This is a genomic window from Cellulosimicrobium sp. ES-005 (genome assembly GCF_040448685.1).
Lineage (GTDB): Bacteria > Actinomycetota > Actinomycetes > Actinomycetales > Cellulomonadaceae > Cellulosimicrobium > Cellulosimicrobium cellulans_G.
Genome location: NZ_CP159290.1, coordinates 1,922,212 through 1,939,654, shown reverse-complemented (window position 1 = coordinate 1,939,654; position 17,443 = coordinate 1,922,212). Strand labels below are relative to the sequence as shown.

Genomic DNA, 17,443 nt, shown 5'->3' with positions numbered 1-17,443 from the left:
GTCACTCCTTGCCGAGGTCGCGGGCGGTCACGATGACGCGCTGCCCCTGGGCGCGCAGGCGTGCGGCGATCGCCTCGCTGATCGCGACGGAGCGGTGCTTGCCCCCGGTGCAGCCGACGGCGATCGTCACGTAGCGCTTCTCCTCGCCCAGGTACCCGGCCAGGACCGGCTCGAGGGCGCTCACGTACCGGTCGACGAACTCGAGCGCGCCGGGACGCCCGAGCACGTAGTCGCGCACCGGGGCGTCGCGCCCGGTGAGGTGGCGCAGCTCGGTGATCCAGTACGGGTTCGCGAGGAACCGCACGTCGACCACGTGGTCCGCGTCGAGCGGCAGCCCGTACTTGAACCCGAACGAGACGACGTTGATGCGCAGCGTCTCGGGGGTGCCGTCGGCGACGGCGGCCCGCACCTCGCGCGCGAGGTCGTGCACGGTGAGCTCGGACGTGTCGATGACGACGTCGGACCGCTCCTCGAGGCTCGCGAGCAGGCGTCGCTCCTCGGCGAGGCCGTCGAGGATGCGCCCCTCCCCCTGCAGCGGGTGCGGTCGCCGGACCTGCTCGTACCGGCGCACGAGCACCTCGTCGGACGCGTCGAGGAACAGGATGCGGTAGAACACCCCGCTCTGGCGGAGGTGGTCGAGCACCTCGACGAGGTCGGTGAAGAACTCGCGCCCGCGCACGTCGACGACCGCCGCGATGCGCTCGAGCGTCGAGCCCGACCGGGTCATGAGGTCCACGAGCGGGACGATCATGCGCGGCGGCAGGTTGTCGACGACGTACCAGTCGAGGTCCTCGAGCACGGCGGCCGCCCGTGTGCGGCCCGCGCCCGACATGCCGGTGATGATCAGCACCTCGGCCTCGCGCGCCTCCGGGGGGTGGGTCGCCGCCTCGATCGCGGGGATCCCGCTCGGGACGGTGGTCGGCGAGGGCTCCGGCACGCGGGCGGGCGGCCCCTGCGGGCTGAGGTCCGGGGTCGGCTCCGAGGTCATGGCACCAGCATGCCAGCCGCTCACGCCCGGGCCGCGGCCCCGTCGCCCACCGGAGTGTCCCGCGCGCCGTCCTCCACACCGTCCTCCACACCGTCCTCCACGCCGTCCTGCACGGGGTCCGGGCGCACGTCGCCCTCGGCGGGCGCCCGCTCCGCCGGGGCCGCGCCCGGGGACGGCTCGGCGGCTCCGCCCAGGGCGGCGACGACGGCACGCGCCGTGCGCTCGCCCATGCCCCGCACCGTCGCGATCTCCTCGACGCTCGCCGCCCGGAGGCGCTTGAGCGAGCCGAAGTGCTTGAGGAGCGCGGTGCGCCGCGCCGGCCCGAGGCCGGGGACGTCGTCGAGCGCGGACGCCGTCATGCCCTTGCTGCGCTGCCTCCGGTGCTGGGCGATGGCGAACCGGTGCGCCTCGTCACGCACGCGCTGCAGCAGGTAGAGGCCCTCCGACGAGCGCTGGAGGATCACGGGGTAGTCGTCCCCCGGGACCCACACCTCCTCGAGCCGCTTGGCGAGGCCGCAGAGCGCGACGTCGTCGATCCCGAGGTCGGCCAGCGCCCGCGCGGCGGCCGCCACCTGCGGCGGGCCGCCGTCGACCACGACGAGGTTCGGCGGGTAGGCGAACCGGGCCCGCCGGTCCACGGGGGCGTCGGCGTCGACCTCGCCGCTGCGCGGCACGTACCCCGCGGCCTCCGCGGCCCGCTCCGCGCGGCGGCCCGCGGCGTCGGACCCGGTCGCGACGTCGTCGGCCTCGAGGTCCAGCTCGACCTCGCCCGAGCGCGAGCGGTCGGACAGGTAGCGCTTGAACCGGCGCGTGATGACCTCGTACATCGCCGCGGTGTCGTCCGCGGCCCCGTCGCCGTCGGGCCCGCGCACGGTGAAGTGCCGGTACTCGCTCTTGCGCGCGAGCCCGTCCTCGAACACGACCATCGACGCGACCTGGTAGGTGCCCTGGTTGTGGGAGACGTCGTAGCACTCGATCCGCAGCGGGGCGGTGTCGAGGTCGAGCGCCTCCTGGATCTCGCGCAGCGCCTGGCTGCGCGTCGTGAGGTCGCCCGCGCGGCGCGTGCGGTGCAGGGCGAGCGCGTGCTCCGCGTTCGCCCGCACGGTCGCGGCGAGCTCCTTCTTGTCGCCACGCTGCGGCACGCGCACGTCGACGCGCGCGCCCCGCAGGCCGGAGAGCCACGTCGTGACCTGCGCGGTGTCCGGCGGCAGGACGGGGACGAGCACCTCGCGCGGGACGACGTCGCGCACGCCGGCCCGGCCCTGGCCGGTCCCCGGGTCGGCCGCCGCGGCCTCCTCGGCCGCGCCGTAGACCTGCTGGAGCAGGTGCTCGACCAGCTCCGCGTCGGTCACGTCCTCGACCTTCTCGACGATCCAGCCGCGCTGGCCGCGGATCCGCCCGTCGCGCACGTGGAACACCTGGACGGCCGCCTCGAGCTCGTCGCCGACGAGCGCGAACACGTCCGCGTCGGTGCCGTCGCCGAGCACCACCGCGTTCTTCTCGGTCGCGCGCTGGAGCGCGACGATGTCGTCGCGCAGGCGCGCCGCGGCCTCGTACTCCATCGCGGCGGCGGCCTCGTTCATCTTGCGCTCGAGTCGCCGCACGAAGCGCTGCGTGTCACCCGCCATGAAGTCGCAGAAGTCCTCGGCGAGCGCCCGGTGGTCCTCGGGCGTGATGCGCCCGACGCACGGGGCCGAGCACTTGTCGATGTACCCCAGGAGGCACGGGCGGCCCGTCTGGTGGGCTCGCTTGAACACGCCCGCCGAGCAGGTGCGCACCGGGAAGACGCGCAGCAGGAGGTCGAGCGTCTCGCGGATCGCCCACGCGTGCCCGTAGGGGCCGAAGTACCGGGTGCCGGGTCGCTTGGCGCCGCGCATGACCTGGGCGCGGGGGAACTCCTCCCCCATCGTCACCGCGAGGTACGGGTAGGACTTGTCGTCGCGGTACTTGACGTTGAACCGCGGGTCGAACTCCTTGATCCAGGAGTACTCGAGCGCGAGAGCCTCGACCTCGGTGCCCACGACGGTCCACTCGACGGACGCCGCGGTCGTCACCATCGTCTGGGTGCGGTGGTGCAGGTTCGCGACGTCCTGGAAGTAGTTCGACAGGCGCGCGCGCAGGTTCTTGGCCTTGCCGACGTAGATCACGCGCCCGTGGTCGTCGCGGAACCGGTAGACGCCTGGCGAGGTGGGGATCTCCCCCGGCGCCGGGCGGTACGTCGCGGGATCAGCCATGTTCTCCAGCCTAGGTCAGGCCACCGACGGCGCGGCGGCAGGGGACGTGCGCGGCCGCGGCGGCCCGGCGAAGACGTGGTGTGACCTGCACCACCGCCCGCTAGGGTGGCGGCCATGAGCGCACAGCACGGGTACGCCGCGACGGTCCGCTGGACGGGCGCGGGCGACAGGGGCACCGCCTCCTACACGGCCTACGGCCGGGACCACGACGTCCTGCTCGAGGGGAGGCCGCCGCTGCCCGGGTCCGCGGACCCGGCGTTCCGGGGCGACCCGACGCGCTACAGTCCCGAGGAGCTGTTCGTCGTGAGCCTCTCGCAGTGCCACATGCTGTGGTTCCTCCACCTCGCCGCGGCGGCGGGCGTCGTCGTGCGGGAGTACGTGGACGACGTCACCGGCACGATGCGCGTCGAGTCCGGCGGCGAGGGGCAGTTCACGGACGTCACGCTGCACCCCCGCGTCGTGGTCGACGACGGCCCGGGGACCGACGAAGAGTCGCTGGCCGCCCTCCACCAGCGCGCGCACGACCACTGCTTCATCGCACGCTCGGTGAACTTCCGCGTGCTCGTCGAGCCGGCGCCTCCGCGCCGGGCCGCCGCCTGAGCGGCCCGCCCCGCGGCCCTCGACACCCGCGGCGGCGCGTCGAGGACGCGTCGCCGCGGGGTCACGCCAGGGCAGCAAGCCGGCGCACCGCGTCGGCTCTCGGCTAGGCCGCGGACGCCTTGCGGCGCGGGCGGGTCGTGCCCTCGTCGGTCGCCCGGCGGGCCTTGGCCGAACGACCCTTGGCTCCCTTCGCGGCGGGCGCCGGCGCCGCACCGGGCTTCGTCGGCGCACCGACCGGCACGGGGTCGTGCTGGTCGAGGATCTCCGCGAGGAAGCGGCCGGTGTGGCTCGCCTCGACGCGCGCGACCTGCTCGGGCGTGCCCTGCGCCACGACCTTGCCGCCCCCCGAACCACCCTCCGGGCCCATGTCGACGACCCAGTCGGCGCTCTTGATGACGTCGAGGTTGTGCTCGATGACGAGGACGCTGTTGCCCTTGTCGACGAGCGACTGCAGCACGCCGAGCAGCTTGCGGATGTCCTCGAAGTGCAGGCCCGTCGTCGGCTCGTCGAGCACGTAGATCGTGCGCCCGGTCGAGCGCTTCTGCAGCTCGCTCGCGAGCTTCACGCGCTGCGCCTCGCCACCTGAGAGCGTCGGGGCGGGCTGCCCGAGGCGGACGTACCCGAGGCCGACCTCGACGAGCGTCTTGAGGTGCCGCGAGATCGCCGGGACGGCCGCGAAGAACTCCGACGCCTCCTCGATCGGCATGTCGAGGACGTCGGCCACCGTCTTGCCCTTGAAGTGCACCTCGAGCGTCTCGCGGTTGTAGCGCGCGCCGTGGCAGACCTCGCACGGCACGTAGACGTCCGGGAGGAAGTTCATCTCGATCTTCAGCGTGCCGTCGCCCGAGCACGCCTCGCAGCGGCCGCCCTTGACGTTGAAGGAGAAGCGGCCCGGCGTGTATCCGCGCACCTTGGCCTCGGTGGTCTCCGCGAACAGCTTGCGCACGTGGTCCCACACCCCCGTGTACGTCGCCGGGTTCGACCGCGGCGTGCGCCCGATCGGCCCCTGGTCGACGTGCACGACCTTGTCGAGGTGGTCCAGGCCCGTGACGCGCGTGTGCCGGCCCGCGACCTGACGCGCGCCGTTGAGCTCGTTGGCGAGCACCGTGTAGAGGATCGAGTTCACGAGCGTCGACTTGCCCGACCCCGACACCCCCGTCACGGCGGTGAGCGTCCCGAGCGGGAAGCTCACGTCGATGCCCGTGAGGTTGTGCTCGCGCGCGCCCACGACCGTGACCTGACGGCCCGGGTCGGTCGGGCGACGCTCGGCCGGGAGCGGGATGCTGCGACGGCCCGCGAGGTAGGCGCCCGTGACCGACTCCGGCGCCTCCAGCAGTCCGGCGTAGTCGCCCGAGTGCACGACGCGTCCGCCGTGCTCGCCCGCGCCCGGGCCGATGTCGACGACCCAGTCCGCGGTGCGGATGGTGTCCTCGTCGTGCTCGACGACGATGAGCGTGTTCCCGAGGTCGCGCAGGCGCGTGAGCGTCTCGATGAGCCGGCGGTTGTCGCGCTGGTGCAGGCCGATGCTCGGCTCGTCGAGGACGTAGAGGACGCCCACCAGGCCCGAGCCGATCTGCGTCGCGAGCCGGATGCGCTGCGCCTCGCCGCCGGACAGCGTCGCGGCCGGTCGCTCGAGCGAGAGGTAGTCGAGGCCGACGTCGAGCAGGAACCCGAGGCGCGCGTCGATCTCCTTGAGGACCTCCGTCGCGATGGCGCGCTCGCGCGCGCCGAGCTCGAGCGAGCCGAGGAACGCCGCGGCCTCGCGCAGCGGGAGACGGCACACGTCCCAGATCGACTTGCCGCCGACCTTGACGGCGAGGACCTCGGGCTTGAGGCGCGCACCCCGGCACACCGGGCACGGGACCTCGCGCATGAAGGCCTCGTACTTCTCCTTGGACCAGTCCGACTCGGTCTCGGTGTGCCGGCGCTCGAGGAACGTGATGACGCCCTCGAACCCGGTCGAGTACTGCCGCTCGCGGCCCCAGCGGTTCTTATACCGGACGTGGACCTGGTGGTTCTGCCCGTGCAGGACCGCCTTCTTCGCGCGCTCGGGCAGCGCCCGCCACGGCGTGTCCATGGAGAACCCGAGGTCGTCCGCGAGCGCCGTGAGCACCCGCTCGAAGTACTCCGAGGAGATCTGCGCCCACGGCGCGACCGCGCCCTCGCTCAGCGACTTCTCGACGTCCGGCACCACGAGGTCGGGGTCGACCTCGAGGCGGAAGCCGATGCCCGTGCACTCGGGGCACGCGCCGTAGGGCGCGTTGAAGGAGAACGTGCGCGGCTCGATCTCGTCCAGCGCGAGCTCGTGGTCGTTGGGGCACGCGCGCTTCTCGGAGAAGCGGCGCTCGCGCGCCGGGTCGTCCGCGTCCGCGTCGACAAGCTCGACGACGACGAGCCCGCCCGCGAGCCCGAGCGCGGTCTCGACCGAGTCGGTGAGCCGGCGCTGCACGCCCTCGCGTGCCACGAGGCGGTCGACGACGACCTCGATGTCGTGCTTGAGCTTCTTCTCGAGCGCCGGGACGTCGGTGAGCGTGCGTACCTCGCCGTCGACGCGGGCGCGCGCGAAGCCCTTGGTCTGGAGCTCCTTGAAGAGCTCGGAGTACTCGCCCTTGCGCCCGCGCACCACCGGCGCGAGCACCTGGTACCGCGTGCCCTCCGGCAGCTCGAGGAGACGGTCCACGATCTGCTGCGGGGTCTGCGCGGTCACGCGCTCGCCGCACACGGGGCAGTGCTGCGTCCCGGCGCGCGAGAAGAGCAGGCGGAGGTAGTCGTAGACCTCGGTGATCGTGCCGACGGTCGAGCGCGGGTTGCGGTTCGTGGACTTCTGGTCGATCGACACCGCGGGCGACAGGCCCTCGATGAAGTCGACGTCGGGCTTGTCCATCTGCCCGAGGAACTGGCGCGCGTACGCCGACAGCGACTCGACGTAGCGGCGCTGCCCCTCCGCGAAGATGGTGTCGAACGCGAGCGAGGACTTGCCCGAGCCGGAGAGCCCCGTGAAGACGATGAGCTTGTCCCGCGGGAGGTCGAGGTCGACGTTGCGGAGGTTGTGCTCGCGGGCACCGGAGATGACGAGGCGATTGCTCACCGCAGCATCGTACGACCGACCACCCACATTCGCACAGGTGTTCGACGTCACCTTCGCGCGTCCTCCGACGGACGCTCACCGTGGCCCGCCCGCGCCCGGCGGGCGAGGCAGACTGACCGCATGACGTACACGGGACAGGTTGTGGTGGGCGGGCCCGCCGACGTGCGCCGTCTCGACGAGGTCGAGATCCGCAAGCTCGCCGTCGGGCCGCTCGCGAACGACGTCTACCTCCTCACGTGCCGGCGCACGGGCGCCCAGGTCCTGATCGACGCGGCCGACGCGCCCGACGACGTCCTCGCGCTCGTCCGCGAGGGGTCGCCGACCGCGCGCCTCGACGTCGTCGTCACGACGCACCGCCACCCGGACCACCTGCGCGCCCTCGCGTCGATCGTCGCCGTCACGGGGGCGACGACGGCCGTCGGTGGTCCCGACGCCGACGCCGTCGCGGAGGCCGCCGACGTGCACGTGGTGCGGCGCCTCCGCCACGGGGACCTCGTCCGCGCCGGGGACGTCGTGCTCGAGGTCGTCGCGCTGCGGGGCCACACGCCGGGGTCGGTCGCGCTCGCCTATCGCGAGCCCGCCGAGGTGCGCGCGCCGGAGGCCGTCGCGGGCCGGGTGCACCTGTTCACGGGCGACTCGCTGTTCCCGGGCGGGGTCGGGAGCACGGGGCACGACCCCGCGCGCTTCGAGCGGCTCCTCGCGGACGTCACGGAGCGCGTCTTCGACCGGTACGACGACGCGACGTGGGTCTACCCCGGCCACGGCGCGGACACGACCCTCGGCGCCGAGCGACCGCACCTCGACGAGTGGCGCGAGCGCGGCTGGTAGCGGAGGGCTGACCAGCCCGGGTCGCCACCGCGGTGACGACCGAGGCGCGGACCCCGACCGCGCGCCGTCGGGCGGGTCTGGTTCACTCACGGCATGCCGATCCACGCCGTCACCTACGTCTACGCCGACCGCGCCCCCGAGCTCGACGCCCTGCGTCCGGAGCACCGCGCCTTCCTGGGCGACCTCTACGCCCGGGGCACGCTCCTGGCGTCCGGCCCGCTGCCCGCGCACGAGGGAGCTCCCGCCGGGGCGCTGCTCGTCCTCGACGGAGAGACACCCGACGCCGTCGCCGCGGTCCTCGACGAGGACCCGTTCGGACGCGCCGGCCTCGTCGCCGAACGCACGGTGCGCCCGTGGGCCCCGGTCATCGGCGACTGGGCCGACCGCGCCTGACGAGGCACGGCCCGCCCGGAGCGATCCCGCCTGCGCGACGGCGAGCCGTCTTCGGGGTCGGTCTACCGAGCGCCGGCCCGGCCGGGCCCGCGGTCGGCGCGACCGAGCCGGTCGACCGCCTCCCAGGGGTACGGCGTCGCACGGCTCTCCCGCTGGAACGCGCGGTAGAAGTCCCCCACCACCGCCGCGACCGGGGCGTGTCGTACCAGCGTCGCGGCGACCCCCGCCGAGACGTCGGTCGGCGGGCTGCCCTGAGCCCAGGAGCGCACCAGCGCACGGCGCTCCTCGGGCCCGCACCCGAACAGGGCGACGGCCAGCCAGCTCACCAGGTGCGTGACGCCGTAGCAGTCGTCGTAGTCCTGGTGCGCGGCGACGAAGTCGACCTCCTCGGGCGAGAGGTCGAAACCCGAGGAGATGGCGAGGCCGAAGTCGGCGAAGTAGAGCCGCTCGCCGTCGGTCAGGACGTTCTCGAAGTGCGCGTCGAAGTGCAGCAGGCCACGTGACCTCATGAACGCGATCCCGTCGCGCAGCCCGTCCTCCACGAGCGCACAGGCCCGCTCGGCGGTCTCGCCGCCGGCCCCGACCTGGACGCCGAGCCAGTCGTGCAGCGTCTGCGGGACGTGTTCCAGGAACAGCACGATGCTCGCCGAGGAGTCCCGCAGGGCCTCGATCCGGCGGCGCACCGCCGTGCCGCCGCCCCAGTACTCGACGGCGCGATCGACGTCGGCCAGCTCGTCGGGCAGGGGCCGGCCCCCGTCGGGCAGCACTCGCCAGTGATGCATCAGGGGAAAGCCCTCGTGCTCCCCGGCGTTCACCCAGCCCGTCGTCATGACGTGCACGGCCAGCTCCCGCCAGGCACCGAAGCCCGGGGCGCCGATGGTGCCGACCCCGTAGTGGCAGAAGGTGGGGAGGTCGAACAGGTTCGCCGTGGAGCGGACGTTGTCCGCCCGGCGCTCGAGGTCGCTCAGGCGCACCCGCTTGACGAACACCGGAATGCCGTCGACGTCGAGCGACGACGTCTCGCCGCCGATGCCCGCACCGACCCGCGGGGCGGCGTCCACGAGCTCGCGGAGCCGGCGGTCGCTGTGCAGCGACAGCGCCGTGCTGACCGCCGCGTGCCGGGCCAGGCGGGCAGCGCGGGACCCGTCGGTCCGGGCCGGCACCGTCTCGCTCCGCGGCTCGTCGGGCACGCGCTATCGCCCGGTGCCGTCCTGCGGGCCCGTGCCCCACGGCGGTGTCTCGCCGACCGGCGCGCCCCCGTCCACCGACTCGCCCTCGGGCTCCTGGACCGCGTCCTCCACGACAGCGGCAGCGCCGCTCGTCGCGGCCACCTCGGAGTCGTCCTGGGCGTGCAGCGCCCGCGTGCGCAGGAGGCTCGCGACCGTCGTGACGGCGAGCGCGCCGATGATCACGACCAGCGACAGCCAGATCGGGACCGTCGGGACGGCGTCGAGGTGCTCCCCGCCGTTGATGAACGGCAGCGTGTTCTCGTGCAGCGCCTCGAGGATCAGCTTCACGCCGATGAACCCGAGGATCACCGCCAGACCGATCGGCAGGTAGACGAGGCGCTCGAGCAGGCCGCCCAGGAGGAAGTAGAGCTGGCGCAGGCCCATCAGCGCGAAGACGTTCGTCGTGAAGACGATGAACGGGTCCTGGGTGAGCCCGAAGATCGCGGGGATCGAGTCGAACGCGAAGAGCAGGTCGGTGCTGCCGATCGCGAGGAACACGATGACCAGCGGCGTGAAGACCCGCTTGCCGTCCTCGACCGTGCGCAGCCGGCCGCCGTCGTACTGCGTGCCCAGCGGCAGGACCCGCCGCAGGGCCCGGACGGCGCGGTTCTCGTGGTACTCCTCGGGCTCGTCCCCGCCGGCCACGAGCTTGACGGCCGTGTAGATGAGGAACGCGCCGAACAGGTAGAACACCCACACGAACTGGGCGATGATCGCCGCACCCGCGAGGATGAACGCCCCGCGCAGGACGAGCGCGACGATGATGCCGACCATCAGCACGCGCTGCTGCTGGTCCCGCGGGACCGCGAACCTCGCCATGATGATGACGAACACGAAGAGGTTGTCCACGGAGAGGCTGTACTCCGTGAGCCAGCCCGCGTAGAACTCCCCGGCCGGTGCCGCCCCGCCGACCGCGCCCACGATCGCCCCGAAGACGAGGGCGAGCGCGACGTAGAAGCCGACCCACAGCGCGCTCTCGCGCATCGAGGGGACGTGCGGGCGGCGCCCCACGACGAACAGGTCGACGAGGAGCAGCACCGCGAGCGCCGAGAGCGACGCCCACTCGAACCAGACGGGAAGCTCGTGAACCATCAGCGTGAGCCCTCCGAGCTCTCGATGGAGCGCCGACGGTCGGCGCGGTCCTTGGCGAGGCTCGCGACCGTGGTGATCGTGAGCACGACGACGATGAACCCGAGCGACAGCGCCGTCGAGATCTCCGGGACGGCGGTGATGTGCTCACCGCCGTTGATGAACGGCACCTCGTTCTTGTGCAGCGCGTGGATGAGCAGCTTGACGCCGATGAAGCCGAGGATCGCCGCGAGGCCGTACGCGAGGTAGACGAGGCGGTCGAGGAGGCCGTCGATGAGGAAGTAGAGCTGGCGCAGGCCGAGCAGCGAGAACGCGTTGGCGGCGAACACGAGGAAGGTCTCCTGCGTGAGGCCGAAGATCGCGGGGATCGAGTCGACCGCGAAGAGCAGGTCCGCGCTGCCGATCGCGATCATCACGATGAGCATCGGGGTGATGTAGCGCTTCCCGTCGATCCTCGTCGTCATCTTGTCCTCGACGTACGTCTCCGTCGTCGGGAACAGGCGGCGGGTCAGCCGCAGCGCGCCGTTCTCGTGGAACTCCTCGTCGTGGCCGGTGCCGGCCTTGACCTGCGTCCACGCGGTGTACAGCAGGAACGCGCCGAAGACGTAGAAGACCCAGCTGAAGTTCTCGATGAGGGCCGCGCCGAGGAAGATGAAGATCGTCCGCAGGACCAGCGCGATCGTGATGCCGATGAGCAGCACCTTCTGCTGGTAGAGCCGCGGGACGCGGAAGCTCGTCATGATGAGGACGAACACGAAGAGGTTGTCGACGGACAGGCTCTTCTCGGTGATGTAGCCGGCGAAGTACTCGCCGCCGTACGTCGAACCCCAGACGGCCCAGACGATGCCGCCGAAGGCCACCGCGACGGCGACGTAGCCCGCGGACCACCACGTGGCCTCGCGCAGGCTCGGGGCGTGGGGCGTGCGCACGTGCCCCACGTAGTCGACGGCGAGCATCGCGAGGATCACGCCGACGGTGACGAGCCAGACCCAGACGGGCACATCCATGAAGATTCCTCCGGTACGTGGGGAGCACTGTGTACCGAAGGTCTCTTCCGCCACGCACCGCCACCCGCACCCGCACGGGACGCGGGCTGGTGGTAGTGGGACCGGTGACACCGGGCCGACGACTGCGCCGGCCGTGATGACGACATCACCGCGGAGGAATACTCCCCTTCAACGAGGAGCCAGCATAGGCCATCGCCCCTCTGCACGGGACAACCTGACGCGCGGGCGAGATGTTCCTCGTCCCCGGCCGACCGCTCGGTCCCGGGCAGGTCGCTGGAGACAGAGCTCGCCCGACGACGGTCCGGGCCTCCGCGTCAGGCCGTCGCGGCCTGCATCTGCCGCAGCTCCTTCTTGAGCCCCGAGATCTCGTCGCGCAGCCGGGCGGCGAGCTCGAACTGCAGCTCGCCCGCGGCCGCGTGCATCTGGTCGCTGAGCTCCTGGATGAGCTCGGCGAGGTCGCTCGCCGCCGCGCCGGCGAGCCGGTTGCCCGACGACGCGCCCTCCTTGGGCGCTCCCGGCACCGGCGCCCTGCCCTTCGCGCCCTTGCCCGGCTGTCGGTACCCGCCCGCGAGCAGCTCGGCCGTGTCGACGTCCTCGCGCGCGAGCATGTCCGTCACGTCGGAGATCCGCTTGCGCAGCGGCGTCGGATCGACCCCGTTCTCCGTGTTGTACGCGATCTGCCGCTCGCGGCGCCGCTCGGTCTCCTCGATCGCCGCCGCCATCGCCGGCGTGATCTTGTCCGCGTACATGTGCACCTGGCCCGAGACGTTGCGGGCCGCGCGGCCGATCGTCTGGATGAGGGACTTGGGCGACCGCAGGAAGCCCTCCTTGTCGGCGTCGAGGATCGCGACGAGCGACACCTCGGGCAGGTCGAGGCCCTCGCGCAGCAGGTTGATGCCGACGAGGACGTCGTACTCGCCGAGGCGCAGCTCGCGCAGGAGCTCCACGCGCCGCAGCGTGTCGACCTCCGAGTGCAGGTACCGGACCCGCACGTCCTTCTCGAGCAGGTAGTCCGTGAGGTCTTCCGCCATCTTCTTGGTGAGCGTCGTGACGAGGACGCGCTCGTTCCGCTCGACCCGCTCGCGGATCTCGTGCAGCAGGTCGTCGATCTGCCCCGTGGTGGGCTTGACGAGCACCTCCGGGTCGACCAGGCCGGTCGGCCGGATGATCTGCTCGACGACGCCGTCGGCCATCGAGAGCTCGTAGTCGCCGGGCGTCGCCGACAGGTACACGGTCTGGCCGATGCGCTCGACGAACTCCTCCCAGCGCAGCGGCCGGTTGTCCATCGCGCTCGGCAGCCGGAACCCGTGGTCGACGAGGCTGCGCTTGCGCGACATGTCGCCCTCGAACATCGCGCCGATCTGCGGCACGGTCACGTGCGACTCGTCGATGACGAGGAGGAAGTCCTCCGGGAAGTAGTCGAGCAGCGTGTTCGGCGCCGACCCTGCCTCGCGGCCGTCGATGTGCCGCGAGTAGTTCTCGATCCCGGACGCGGTGCCGATCTGGCGCATCATCTCGATGTCGTAGGTGGTACGCATGCGCAGCCGCTGTGCCTCGAGCAGCTTGTTCTGCCGCTCGAGCTCGTCGAGCCGCTCGGCGAGCTCGGCCTCGATCGAGGAGATCGCGCGCTCCATGCGCTCCGGCCCGGCGACGTAGTGCGTGGCCGGGAACACGTGGATGCTCGGCTCGGACCGGATCACGTCGCCCGTGAGCGGGTGCAGGGTCTGGATGCTCTCGATCTCGTCGCCGAAGAACTCGATGCGGACCGCGAGCTCCTCGTACACCGGGATGATCTCGACCGTGTCACCGCGCACCCGGAACGTGCCGCGCGTGAACGCCATGTCGTTTCGCGTGTACTGCATCGTCACGAACTGCCGCAGCAGGTCGTCGCGCTCGACCTGCATGCCGACGTCGAGCCGGACCATCCGGTCGACGTACTCCTGCGGCGTGCCGAGACCGTAGATGCACGACACGGAGGCGACCACGACGACGTCGCGCCGAGTGAGCAGGGAGCTCGTGGCGGAGTGCCGCAGCCGCTCGACCTCGTCGTTGATGGACGAGTCCTTCTCGATGTAGGTGTCCGTCTGCGCGATGTACGCCTCGGGCTGGTAGTAGTCGTAGTACGAGACGAAGTACTCGACCGCGTTGTGCGGCAGCAGCTCCCGGAACTCCGTCGCGAGCTGCGCGGCGAGCGTCTTGTTCGGCGCCATGACCAGCGTCGGGCGCTGCAGCTCCTCGATGAGCCACGCCGTCGTCGCCGACTTGCCCGTGCCGGTGGCGCCGAGGAGCACGACGTCCTTCTCCCCCGCGCGGATACGCTGCGCGAGGTCAGCGATCGCCGTGGGCTGGTCGCCCGACGGCTGGTACTCGGAGATGACCTCGAACGGGGTGGTCGCACGCTGGAGATCGGTCACGGGACGCATGCCTCCACGGTACGTCGACCCACCCACACGGACCCCTCCGTGCACGGTCGGCGCCCCTGGAGGAGTCGTTCCGGGAAATCACCCCGACGTAATTTGGAAGGTGTCATTCGCAACCTCTAGGGTCGCCTCGACCCTGCCGCGCTCCCCGACGCCCGTGGAGCAGCACGACAGCACGGACCACGGGCGGCGGAGTCCGTGCGCAGTAAGTCAGCGCCGCTAGCGAACCCTCGACCTGGAGCCGACACCATGCGCCTTCACCCCGCGCGCCCCCGCGGAATCCCCCTGCTCGCACTCACCGCCCTCGCCCTGACGACCGTCGGCCTCGCCGCGCCGGCGACCGCCGCGCCGCTGGCCACCACGCCGGAGGTCACCGCCGACGACGTCTGCACCGCGGACCCGTCCACGCGACCGGTCGACGTCTACGAGCTCACCGCCGTGGAGGACGCGGGCGTCGGTATCTGGGCGGGCGGCGGGCTCACCGTCACGACCGCGACCGAGCTCGAGGGCCGCGTCGTCGTGGGCGGGGACGCCGACCTCTCCGGAGCCGGGAGCCTCAACGTCGGGACCGCAGGGGGCGGCGGCTCGGCGATCACCCCGGCCGGCGGGACCGACATGCTCGTCGTCGGCGGCGACCTCGCGACCGCGACGAACACCCAGGTCGGCTTCCACGCCTCGAGCGGTGGCAACGTCGTCGTCGGCGGGAAGATCACCGGCGCGACCCCGAGCACCGAGAGCCGCAACGCGCCCGGCCGTCCGGGCACGGTCACGCAGGGCGTGGGCCGCGACGTTGCGCTGCGTCCCTACGTCGCGCTCCCCGGGCTCGTCACGGGCATCGCGGCCGACGCCGCCGACGGCGCCGTCGCCGCCGCGCCCGAGGGCGGGGTGCTGACGGTCGAGGCCGGAGCGCGGTACACGCTCACGGCCGACCAGGCATCCACTCTCACCACGCTGTACGTCACCGGGACCGGTCCGGTGCTCCTCACCGTCACCGGCACCTCCGTGGACGTGTCGCGGCTGCAGCACGTCGAGTACGGCGGCGTGCGCGTCTACCAGACCGCCCAGCACCTGTCGGCGCACTTCCTGTGGAGCTTCCCGGACGCGACCCGGGTGACGCTCGGCACGAACGACCAGTTCCCCGGAACGATCGTCGTCCCGCGCACGGACGCGACCCTCACGCTGGCGACCTCGACCAACGGGCGCATCCTGTCGAACGGCGCCGTCTCCTACACCGGTGGCGCCGGGATCGAGCACCACAACTACCCGTTCGCCGGTCCGTGCGAGTCGACGCCGTTCGTCGAGGAGCCCGAGCCCGAGCCGTCGCCGGAAGGCCCGAACCCCGGCGAGGGCGTGACCACGCCGCCGACGACCGAGGAGACCCCGTCCACCGAGGAGCCGGGCGAGCCCACGGTGGAGGCGACCCCGGCCGCCGAGACCCCGGCCGCCAGCCCGGACGCGACCCCTGCGTCCGCCGAGAAGGGCGACGACACGCCCGAGAGCGGCCTCGCCACGACGGGCGCGTCGGTCGTCGTGCTGGCCGTCGTCGCTGCGCTGCTGCTCGCCGGGGGCGCGACGATCCTCGTCGTGGCACGACGGCGCGCGACGAGCTGACGCCTCGACCACGAGCACGCACCGAGGGCCCGGCAGGCGAGACCTGCCGGGCCCTCGGCGTCCCCGCGCTCGGCTCAGCTCTCCGAACCGGCCGCGAGGGCCGGCTCGGGACTACCGAGGAGCGCGTGCCGCACGACGGCGGCCACGGCCGCGACCTGGTCCGCGATCGGGACGACGTCGGCCCCGGGGACGTGGACGAAGCCGGCGCGCCGACCCGGCCCGGCACCCCAGTGATGCATGAGGGCGTAGAAGACGTCGTTGCACACATAGGTCCCCGCGGTGCTCGACACCGCCACCGGAACACCCGTCGCGCGGATCGCCGCGAGCGACGCCTTGAGCGGGAGCGTCGACCAGTACCCGACCGGCCCGCCCTCGGCGACGGGCAGGTCGACGGGCTGCGCGCCCGCGTTGTCGGGGATCCGGGCGTCGCGCACGTTGACCGCGACCCGTTCGAGGCGCACGCCCGACGCACCTCCCGCCAGGCCGAGCGCCACGACGACCTCGGGGTCGTGCTCGCGGATCGCGGCGTCGAGCACCGGCCACGCCCCGGCGAACGTCACGGGGAGCCGGACGGCGACGACCCGGTCGCCGACGAGCGCCTCCCCGCGCTCGGCGAGCCGCGCCGCGGTCTCCCACGACGGGTTCTCGACGGCACCGTCGAACGGCTCGAACCCGCTGACGACGACCGTCACGCCTCGTGCTCCTCGATCTCGGCCTGGACCTCGGCGTCGACCTCCGCGCGCACGCGCGCCCAGAGCTCGTCGACCTGCACGCGCAGCGCCTCCGGGGAGCCGGACCCGTCGAGGGTCACGTCCGCCGCGGCGAGGCGCGACGCGTCGTCGGCCTGGGCGGCGACGCGGGCGAGGGCCTCGTCCTCGGTCAGCCCGCGTCCCTCGACGAGCCGGCTCACCCGCACGTCCACGGGCGTGTGCACGACCACGACGCAGTGGAACCGGGCGGGGTCGCCCGTCTCGACGAGGAGCGGGATGTCGTGCACGACGACGGCCCGGGGGTCGGCCGCACCGGCGGCCGCCTCGCGCTCGGCCGCGAGCCGACGCACCTCCGGGTGGACGATCGCGTTGAGACGCTCGCGCGCGGCGGCGTCGCCGAACACGACCCGACCGAGCGCGGCCCGGTCGAGCGCGCCGTCGTCGTCCAGGACGTCCGGCCCGAACGCCTCGACGACCTCGTCGAGGCCGACCGTCCCGGGCGCCACCGCGTCGCGCGAGAGCGCGTCGTAGTCCACGACGACGGCGCCGAGCTCGGCGAAGCGTGCGAGCGCGACGGACTTCCCCGCCGCGATTCCTCCGGTCAGGCCGATGCGAAACATGCGCCCCATCCTGCCAGCCGGTGGGCGTCCTCGCGCCGGGACGGTCGACCACGCGGAGCGGCTCAGCCGTGCGCGCCCGACTGCTCGCCCGAGCCGACCTCCGGTCGGTCGCCGACGTGCGCACCGTCCGGTCGCTCGCCCGCGACGGCGCGCAGGAGCCGCAGGAGCTCGGCGCGCTCGGCGGCGTCGAGGCGCGCGAGGAGCGTCCCGGCGCTCGACGACCGCTCCGCTCCCACCTGCGCGACGACCTCCCGCCCCCGCGGGGTGAGCGCGACGAGCGTCGCCCTCCGGTCGTGCGGGTCGGGGGTGCGCCGGACGAGCCCGGCCCGTTCGGCGTCGTCCACCTTGGACGTCACCGACCGGGGCGCGACGTCCAGCGCGGACGCGACCGCGCCGAGCCGACAGGGCTCGTCGCAGCGGGCGAGGAAGCGCAGCATCCGGTACTGGCCGGGGGTCGTCCCGGCGGGCTCGGCGCGCTCGCTCGCCTCACGGCGCACGCTCCGGAGCGCCGCGTGCAGGAGCGAGAGGAACTCGCCCGCCTCGTCCGTGGAGATCGGGCCGCCCACCGCGCCCCGTGCGGGGCGCGCGCTCGCATCGCTCGTCACGAGGCCGAGCGTACCCGGCGG

At 72.9% G+C, this 17,443-nt stretch carries 14 protein-coding genes; 4 read left to right on the top strand and 10 right to left on the bottom strand.

The window, feature by feature from the left end; translation table 11 throughout:
* Window position 1: 1 nt before the first annotated feature.
* Together rapZ and uvrC are read right to left on the bottom strand one after the other, a co-directional pair.
* Complete coding sequence (gene rapZ, locus ABRQ22_RS08410; RefSeq protein ID WP_253049664.1) at window positions 2-988, bottom strand: RNase adapter RapZ; 987 nt, start codon at window positions 986-988, stop codon at window positions 2-4.
* Between the two features lie 20 nt (window positions 989-1,008).
* Window positions 1,009-3,222, bottom strand: a complete 2,214-nt coding sequence (uvrC, locus tag ABRQ22_RS08405; protein ID WP_353709207.1) for an excinuclease ABC subunit UvrC — start codon at window positions 3,220-3,222, stop codon at window positions 1,009-1,011.
* Window positions 3,223-3,336: 114 nt separating this feature from the next.
* Between uvrC and ABRQ22_RS08400 the strand changes: the two genes are divergently transcribed.
* A complete protein-coding gene (locus ABRQ22_RS08400; RefSeq protein ID WP_253049668.1) occupies window positions 3,337-3,822 on the top strand; it encodes an OsmC family protein in 486 nt (161 codons plus the stop codon).
* A gap of 103 nt (window positions 3,823-3,925) precedes the next feature.
* Here ABRQ22_RS08400 and uvrA read toward each other — a convergent pair whose 3' ends face one another.
* Window positions 3,926-6,910: an excinuclease ABC subunit UvrA gene (uvrA, locus tag ABRQ22_RS08395; RefSeq protein ID WP_253049670.1), complete on the bottom strand. Its 2,985-nt coding sequence runs from the start codon at window positions 6,908-6,910 to the stop codon at window positions 3,926-3,928.
* A 120-nt stretch (window positions 6,911-7,030) separates the two neighbouring features.
* Between uvrA and ABRQ22_RS08390 the strand changes: the two genes are divergently transcribed.
* Together ABRQ22_RS08390 and ABRQ22_RS08385 are read left to right on the top strand one after the other, a co-directional pair.
* Complete coding sequence (locus tag ABRQ22_RS08390; RefSeq protein ID WP_353709206.1) at window positions 7,031-7,738, top strand: MBL fold metallo-hydrolase; 708 nt, start codon at window positions 7,031-7,033, stop codon at window positions 7,736-7,738.
* A 93-nt stretch (window positions 7,739-7,831) separates the two neighbouring features.
* A complete protein-coding gene (locus tag ABRQ22_RS08385; RefSeq protein ID WP_053370964.1) occupies window positions 7,832-8,131 on the top strand; it encodes a YciI family protein in 300 nt (99 codons plus the stop codon).
* Window positions 8,132-8,193: 62 nt separating this feature from the next.
* Here the strand turns inward: ABRQ22_RS08385 and ABRQ22_RS08380 are convergent, their stop codons facing one another.
* From ABRQ22_RS08380 to uvrB, 4 genes are all read right to left on the bottom strand, one after another.
* A complete protein-coding gene (locus ABRQ22_RS08380) occupies window positions 8,194-9,321 on the bottom strand; it encodes a protein kinase family protein (protein ID WP_353709205.1) in 1,128 nt (375 codons plus the stop codon).
* Window positions 9,322-9,324: 3 nt separating this feature from the next.
* The gene (locus ABRQ22_RS08375; protein WP_353709204.1) at window positions 9,325-10,452 is read right to left on the bottom strand and encodes a TerC family protein; all 1,128 of its coding nucleotides are present in this window, start codon (window positions 10,450-10,452) and stop codon (window positions 9,325-9,327) included.
* Window positions 10,452-11,456 carry a TerC family protein gene (locus ABRQ22_RS08370; protein ID WP_353709203.1) on the bottom strand — a complete coding sequence of 335 codons (1,005 nt, stop codon included), beginning with the start codon at window positions 11,454-11,456 and terminating at the stop codon, window positions 10,452-10,454. Before ABRQ22_RS08370 ends, ABRQ22_RS08375 begins: the two co-directional genes overlap by 1 nt.
* A gap of 314 nt (window positions 11,457-11,770) precedes the next feature.
* Window positions 11,771-13,879 carry an excinuclease ABC subunit UvrB gene (gene uvrB, locus ABRQ22_RS08365; RefSeq protein WP_353709202.1) on the bottom strand — a complete coding sequence of 703 codons (2,109 nt, stop codon included), beginning with the start codon at window positions 13,877-13,879 and terminating at the stop codon, window positions 11,771-11,773.
* A 246-nt stretch (window positions 13,880-14,125) separates the two neighbouring features.
* Between uvrB and ABRQ22_RS08360 the strand changes: the two genes are divergently transcribed.
* Entirely contained in the window at window positions 14,126-15,487 is a 1,362-nt protein-coding gene (locus tag ABRQ22_RS08360; protein ID WP_353709201.1) for a choice-of-anchor A family protein, read from the top strand.
* Window positions 15,488-15,561: 74 nt separating this feature from the next.
* Here ABRQ22_RS08360 and ABRQ22_RS08355 read toward each other — a convergent pair whose 3' ends face one another.
* The 3 genes from ABRQ22_RS08355 to ABRQ22_RS08345 form a co-directional block, all read right to left on the bottom strand.
* Window positions 15,562-16,179 (bottom strand): pyroglutamyl-peptidase I, encoded by a 618-nt coding sequence (locus tag ABRQ22_RS08355; protein ID WP_353709200.1) that lies wholly within the window; start codon window positions 16,177-16,179, stop codon window positions 15,562-15,564.
* Entirely contained in the window at window positions 16,176-16,817 is a 642-nt protein-coding gene (gene coaE / locus ABRQ22_RS08350; protein WP_253049686.1) for a dephospho-CoA kinase, read from the bottom strand. The genes ABRQ22_RS08355 and coaE overlap by 4 nt, the downstream gene beginning before the upstream one ends.
* A 62-nt stretch (window positions 16,818-16,879) precedes the next feature.
* A complete protein-coding gene (locus ABRQ22_RS08345; RefSeq protein WP_353709199.1) occupies window positions 16,880-17,422 on the bottom strand; it encodes a MarR family winged helix-turn-helix transcriptional regulator in 543 nt (180 codons plus the stop codon).
* Between the last annotated feature and the right edge of the window lie 21 nt (window positions 17,423-17,443).

Coding starts and splice junctions, on each gene's coding strand:
- ABRQ22_RS08385 (WP_053370964.1), top strand. CDS start 7,832: ATGCCGATCCACGCCGTCACCTACGTCTACGCCGACCGCGCCCCCGAG.
- uvrC (WP_353709207.1), bottom strand. CDS start 3,222: ATGGCTGATCCCGCGACGTACCGCCCGGCGCCGGGGGAGATCCCCACC.
- ABRQ22_RS08360 (WP_353709201.1), top strand. CDS start 14,126: ATGCGCCTTCACCCCGCGCGCCCCCGCGGAATCCCCCTGCTCGCACTC.
- ABRQ22_RS08400 (WP_253049668.1), top strand. CDS start 3,337: ATGAGCGCACAGCACGGGTACGCCGCGACGGTCCGCTGGACGGGCGCG.
- ABRQ22_RS08375 (WP_353709204.1), bottom strand. CDS start 10,452: ATGGTTCACGAGCTTCCCGTCTGGTTCGAGTGGGCGTCGCTCTCGGCG.
- ABRQ22_RS08370 (WP_353709203.1), bottom strand. CDS start 11,456: ATGGATGTGCCCGTCTGGGTCTGGCTCGTCACCGTCGGCGTGATCCTC.
- rapZ (WP_253049664.1), bottom strand. CDS start 988: ATGACCTCGGAGCCGACCCCGGACCTCAGCCCGCAGGGGCCGCCCGCC.
- ABRQ22_RS08390 (WP_353709206.1), top strand. CDS start 7,031: ATGACGTACACGGGACAGGTTGTGGTGGGCGGGCCCGCCGACGTGCGC.
- uvrB (WP_353709202.1), bottom strand. CDS start 13,879: ATGCGTCCCGTGACCGATCTCCAGCGTGCGACCACCCCGTTCGAGGTC.
- coaE (WP_253049686.1), bottom strand. CDS start 16,817: ATGTTTCGCATCGGCCTGACCGGAGGAATCGCGGCGGGGAAGTCCGTC.